This is a genomic window from Streptomyces sp. NPDC000941 (assembly GCF_053599555.1).
On sequence record NZ_JBSFMM010000395.1, the window covers coordinates 1 to 5287 of the forward strand.

The window sequence follows — 5287 nt, forward strand, 5'->3', positions numbered from 1 at the left end:
GGCCGCGGGGCCGCCGGGGCCGGCGACGGCGGGGCGGTGAACTCGGGCTGAGCCGGGGCCGCGGGCTGGGCCGGAGCCGGCTTGGGGCCGGGGGTCGGCCGTGCACCAGGGGCACCCGGGGCGCTGGGGGCACCAGGGGCGCCGGAGGTGGGCCGCGGGCCCGGAGTGGGCGCCGACGGCATGCTCTTGGGGCCCTCCGCCACGACCGGCTTGGGGCCGGGGGTCGGGGGCTTGGGGGCAGCAGGACGTGCCGCCGACGCCGGAGTGGGCGCGGACGGCTTTGCGGGCGCCGCCTTGCGCGGCGCCGAGGGCTTACCAGCGGCCCGGCCGGAGCCGCCCTGCTGGAAAGCGTCAGTCAACTTGCGAACAACCGGCGCTTCGATCGTCGAAGACGCCGAACGGACGAATTCGCCAAGTTCTTGGAGCTTGGCCATGACGACCTTGCTCTCAACTCCGAACTCCTTGGCGAGTTCGTATACCCGGACCTTAGCCACTTCGCTCCTTCTGGTCCGGGGTGGTCGTCCGCCGGACCGTCGCTACTTCATGGGCGTACTCATCGCGTACTCATCGAGTGCTCATCGCAATCTCGACCTACTTCCGACTCGCGAGGTACCTGACCGCACGGTGAACCGTGCCGTTCTTCTTGCTTCTTACGGCTGCTTACGCGCCTTCTTGCTGCGCCGCTGCCTGCTCGGCGTGCTCGACATAGCGGCGCAGTGCCGTGGTGTCGAGCGGCCCCGGCCCCCTGAAGGCCCGGGGAAAGGCCCGGCGGCGGACCGCCAGGTCGAGGCAGACCCGTGTGGGGTGCACATAAGCACCCCGACCGGGCAGCGTACCGCGCCGATCGGGGACGCATGCGCCCTCGGTCGTCACGATCCGCAGCAGATCGTCCTTGGCCGCCCGCTCCCGGCATCCCACACAGGTTCTCTCAGGGCATGCGCAAGCACGCGTGCGGCCAGACACTGATTAAGTCTACCTCCCTGAGCCGACCGCACCCGTTGGGGGATGTGATCGAACAGCCAGATGTTTTCGGCTGAATCCCGGACGGCCGTCCGGTGAATCAGCCTTGCTCGGCGGGCTGTTCCGTATCGGGCCGGATATCGATCCGCCAGCCCGTCAGCCGGGCAGCCAGCCGGGCGTTCTGCCCTTCCTTCCCGATCGCGAGGGAGAGCTGGTAGTCGGGCACGGTGACGCGCGCGGAGCGCGCCACCATGTCCACCACCTCGACCTTGCTCACCCGGGCCGGTGACAGCGCGTGCGCCACCAGCTCCGCCGGGTCGTCGGACCAGTCCACGATGTCGATCTTCTCGCCGTGCAGCTCGGCCATCACGCTGCGGACCCGGCCGCCCATCGGGCCGATGCACGCGCCCTTGGCATTCAGACCCGAACGGGTGGAACGAACAGCGATCTTGGTGCGGTGGCCCGCTTCGCGCGCGATAGCCGCGATCTCCACGGAGCCGTCCGCGATCTCCGGCACCTCGAGCGCGAAGAGCTTCTTCACCAGGTTCGGGTGGGTGCGCGACAGGGTGACGGACGGGCCGCGCACGCCCTTGACGACGCGCACGACATACGAGCGCAGCCGGGTGCCGTGCGCGTAGTCCTCGCCCGGGACCTGCTCCTGCACCGGCAGGATCGCCTCGAGCCTGCCGATGTCCACCAGGACGTTCTTCGGGTCCTTGCCCTGCTGGACGACGCCCGTGACGACATCGCCCTCCCGCCCCGCGTACTCGCCGAAGGTGATCTCCTCCTCGGCGTCCCGCAGCCGCTGCAGGATGACCTGCTTGGCGGTCATCGCGGCGATCCGGCCGAAACCGGAGGGGGTGTCGTCGAACTCCCTGGGCTCCTCGCCCTCCGCCAGGTCCTCGGCGTCCTCCTTGGCCCACACCGTCACATGGCCGGTCGCCCGGTCCAGCTCCACCCGGGCCCGGCGGCGGCTCCCCTCGGTGCGGTGATACGCGATGAGGAGGGCCGACTCGATCGCCTCGACCAGCAGGTCGAACGAGATCTCCTTCTCCCGAACCAGACCCCGCAGGGCACTCATGTCGATGTCCACGGCTACGCCTCCTCCTTGCTCTCGTCGCTCGCGCCCGCGGCCTTCTCGGCGGGCTCGGCGGGCTCAGCGGGCTTACGGTTGAACTCGATCTCCACGCGTGCCTTGGAGATCTCCTTGAAGGCCAGCCGTCGGGCGGTGGGCCTGCGCCCCTTCACGCCCGGCACCTCCACGTCGAGCCCGTCGTCGTCCACCGCGGTGATCCGCGCGACCAGCTCGCCGCCCTCCGCCAGCCGCGCCTTGATCAGACGACCGGCGGCCCGGCGGTAGTGGCGCGGCTCGGTCAGGGGCCGGTCGGCACCGGGAGAGGTGACTTCCAGAACGTACGGGTGCCGGCCCATCGCGTCGGTGTCGTCGAGCGTCTGCGAGATCGCCCGGCTCAGCTCCGCACACGCGTCCAGCTGCACGCCGTCGTCGGAGTCCACCACGATACGGAGCACGCGCCGCTTCCCGGCCGGCGTCACCTCGACCTCTTCCAGATCCAGGTCCCGCGCGCTGACGAGCGGTTCCAGCAGTCCGCGCAGCCTCTCGCTCTGGGTGGTGCTCATCCGGGTGACTCCTCGGCCGCGTGTGCTGTTGTGGGAAGGTCGCGTGTCAGGTCAAAGCCTATCCGTTCCGGTGGCCGACTGACGATTCGGTGGGTCGCGGCCGCCCGCGCCGGAGGCGCTGATGTACACCGTGAAAGGGAGAGCGCGCGGAGGCCCCGAGGTACGAAGGGTCGAGGCTGCTGTCGATATGCGGCTACCGCCGCGTGGTCGACCGTCGACAGGGGCTGAGGCGCCCCTGGGGGCACCTCCCAGCGGTAGCTGGGGGAGAACCGAGCCCCGAAAGAAAGGTGCGCGAGGGTACGCTCGCCTGCTGTGATCACCAATGGCGGCCGTGAGCGGCCGCAGCCGGGAAAGAGGAACGTGTCGATCACGACTCCCCCACCGCCCCCGCGCCCTGCCCGCGCGCCCCTGTCCTTTGACGCGTCCTCTGGCACGCCGCCGCGCCCCTCGTCCTCGTCCGCGTCCCGGTCCTCGTCTCCGTCCCCGGGGCGGCGGAATCTCCTGCTGGCCGGTGGTGCGATCGGGGCCACCGCGCTGCTGGCGGGCTGCTCCGACGACTCCGGGTCCCGGCCCGACGCGGCCGGCGCCCGGGCGGGCGATGAGCGGCTGCGCACTCGGGGCGCGCGCGACTCCGCCGCGCTTCTGGCGCGCTACGACGCGACCGCCGACGCGCATCCGAAGCTGGCGGACCGGCTGCGGCCGCTGCGCGAGGAGACGGCCCGCCACTTGGAGGCCTTCCGCTCGCCCGCGCCCGCGTCCGCGTCCGCCTCGCCCTCCTCCGCTTCGCCTTCCGCTTCCGCCTCCGCTTCCCCGTCCGCTTCCGCGGGCGGGGCGCGTGTTCCGGAAGTCCCGAAGGACGAGAAGAAAGCGCTGGCCGCGCTCGCCCGCGCCGAACGCCACACCGCCGACACCCGCACCGCCGCGCTCCGCGACGCCCCACCCGAGCTCGCCCGCCTCCTGGCCTCGATCGCCGCCTGCGGCGCCGCCCACGCCTACCTGCTCACATCGGGCAACCGAACGGCGGCGCCGGGCGCCGCGGAAGGGGACTGAGATGACCGCCTCGACGGCTCGCGTGCGTCGCGAGGAGCGCGCCATGGCGCTCAAGGCCACGCAGGCGGCGCTGGCCGCCGAGCATGCCGCGGTCTACGGGTACGGCGTGGTCGGTGGGCGGATCGGTGACGACCGGCTGCAGGAGGCCCGGGACGGGTACGCCGCGCATCGGGCGCGGCGGGACGCGCTCGCGCGTACGGTGCGCGATCTGGGCGGGACGCCGGAGGGCGCGGCGCCCGCTTACGCGCTGCCGTTCGCGGTACCGGACGCCGCGGCCGCGGTGCGGCTCGCCGCGGAGCTGGAGAACCGGGTGGCCACCGTCTACGCCGACCTGGTACGGGCCGCCGACGGCGCCCTGCGCCGCGAGGCGGCCGGGGCGCTGCGCGAGGCGGCGGTCCGCGCGGTGCGCTGGCGGGGCAGCGGCGTAGCCTTCCCTGGGCTCACCGAACGCGCCGCCGCGCCAGGCCCGACGACGGGGGTGCCCTCGGCGAGCGCGTCCGCGGGCGAGTTGTGACGGTCGGCCGCGGCTGTTGGATCATGGTCTGTCGGCAGTCTCGACCGAGCCCGTACGGGAGCCGGTGAGCCGCAGACGTAACCGCGTACAAAGCAGATGAAAAGGGGACAGCTCGGCGATGGTATCGGCACCGCAGCCCGGAGGCCCTGAGGCGGCCCCCATCACCCTGCCGCAGCGGCTGCTGGACTCGCTGAGCAACGACCCCGAGAGCCCGGCCCGCGGCTGGCTGGCCAAACTGCCCGAGCTGGTCGCGCACCAGCTGCGGGCCTGGGAGCTGACGCTCGAGCGGGTGCCGAGCCCGGGCGGCCGGAGCAGCCTCATCGTGCTCGTACGGCAGGCCGACGGCGCGCCCGCGACGCTCAAGTTCCCGGCGCCGGGCCCGTACGCGGGGCATGAGCGGGCGGCGCTCGCGCACTGGAACGGCTGGGGCGCGGTGCAGCTGCTGCGCCACGATCCCGAGAGCGGGGCGCTGCTGCTGGAGCGGCTGCACAGCGCGGTGTCGCTGCGTTCGCTCCCCGAGGCCAAGGCGCTGCTGGAGGCGGCGGGCACGGTGCGCCGGCTGTGGGTGCCGCCTGCCGAGGGGCACCCTTTCGACTCGGTCGCGGCCCGGACCGGCAAGAGGGTCGAGACGCTGCGGCTGATCGCCGCCGGGACCTGGGCGGTGGACGCTCGGCCACTCGTCGACGAGGCGCTGGGGCTGCGCGAGGAGCTGTCCGGGCAGGCCCCGGAACACCTCCTGCTGCACGGCGACTTCCGCCAGGGCAAGGTGCTGGCCGGGGAGCGAGCCCCGTGGCTGGCCGTGGGGCCCGCACCGCTCGTCGGCGAGCGGGCGTACGACCTGGCGCAGCTGGTGCTCGACCGCTTCGAGGACCTGGCGGCCGGTTCGGGGCCCGCCGCGGCCGCGCGGCGCCGCGTCGCGAAGCTGGCGGACTCACTGGAGGTCGACCGGGACCGGCTGCGGGGCTGGACGCTGTTCCGCGCGGTCGAGGCCGGGCTGCGGCACGCCGCGGTCGGCCACCGGCGGCGGGGCGAGCTGCTGCTGGAGTTCGCGGGCTGGTTGTAGGCCCGCCCGGAACCCCTCCCACGCCCCTCCGCGTGTCCTGGTCGCTCCGCGGCGCGCCCAGC

Annotated in this window: 7 protein-coding genes; 3 read left to right on the forward strand and 4 right to left on the reverse strand. The window is 73.3% G+C overall.

Translation table 11 applies throughout. The features are described 5' to 3' along the window. From ACWDSL_RS51545 to rimP, 4 genes are all read right to left on the reverse strand, one after another. A partial coding sequence (locus ACWDSL_RS51545) for a translation initiation factor IF-2 N-terminal domain-containing protein (protein WP_450496469.1) occupies positions 1-494 on the reverse strand: 494 nt, incomplete at its 3' end. 166 nt (positions 495-660) lie between these two features. Beyond that, on the reverse strand, positions 661-963 hold the full coding sequence (locus ACWDSL_RS51550; protein ID WP_450496471.1) for a YlxR family protein: 303 nt from the start codon (positions 961-963) through the stop codon (positions 661-663). Between the two features lie 97 nt (positions 964-1060). Continuing rightward, positions 1061-2053 (reverse strand): transcription termination factor NusA, encoded by a 993-nt coding sequence (gene nusA / locus ACWDSL_RS51555; protein ID WP_450496473.1) that lies wholly within the window; start codon positions 2051-2053, stop codon positions 1061-1063. 2 nt (positions 2054-2055) lie between these two features. Then, a complete protein-coding gene (gene rimP, locus ACWDSL_RS51560; protein ID WP_450496475.1) occupies positions 2056-2598 on the reverse strand; it encodes a ribosome maturation factor RimP in 543 nt (180 codons plus the stop codon). Between the two features lie 360 nt (positions 2599-2958). Between rimP and ACWDSL_RS51565 the strand changes: the two genes are divergently transcribed. From ACWDSL_RS51565 to ACWDSL_RS51575, 3 genes are all read left to right on the forward strand, one after another. Next, positions 2959-3648 (forward strand): hypothetical protein, encoded by a 690-nt coding sequence (locus ACWDSL_RS51565; protein ID WP_450496477.1) that lies wholly within the window; start codon positions 2959-2961, stop codon positions 3646-3648. A gap of 1 nt (position 3649) precedes the next feature. Next, the gene (locus tag ACWDSL_RS51570; protein WP_450496479.1) at positions 3650-4162 is read left to right on the forward strand and encodes a ferritin-like domain-containing protein; all 513 of its coding nucleotides are present in this window, start codon (positions 3650-3652) and stop codon (positions 4160-4162) included. A 118-nt stretch (positions 4163-4280) separates the two neighbouring features. Beyond that, entirely contained in the window at positions 4281-5225 is a 945-nt protein-coding gene (locus tag ACWDSL_RS51575; protein WP_450496481.1) for an aminoglycoside phosphotransferase family protein, read from the forward strand. The last annotated feature ends 62 nt before the right edge of the window (positions 5226-5287 follow it).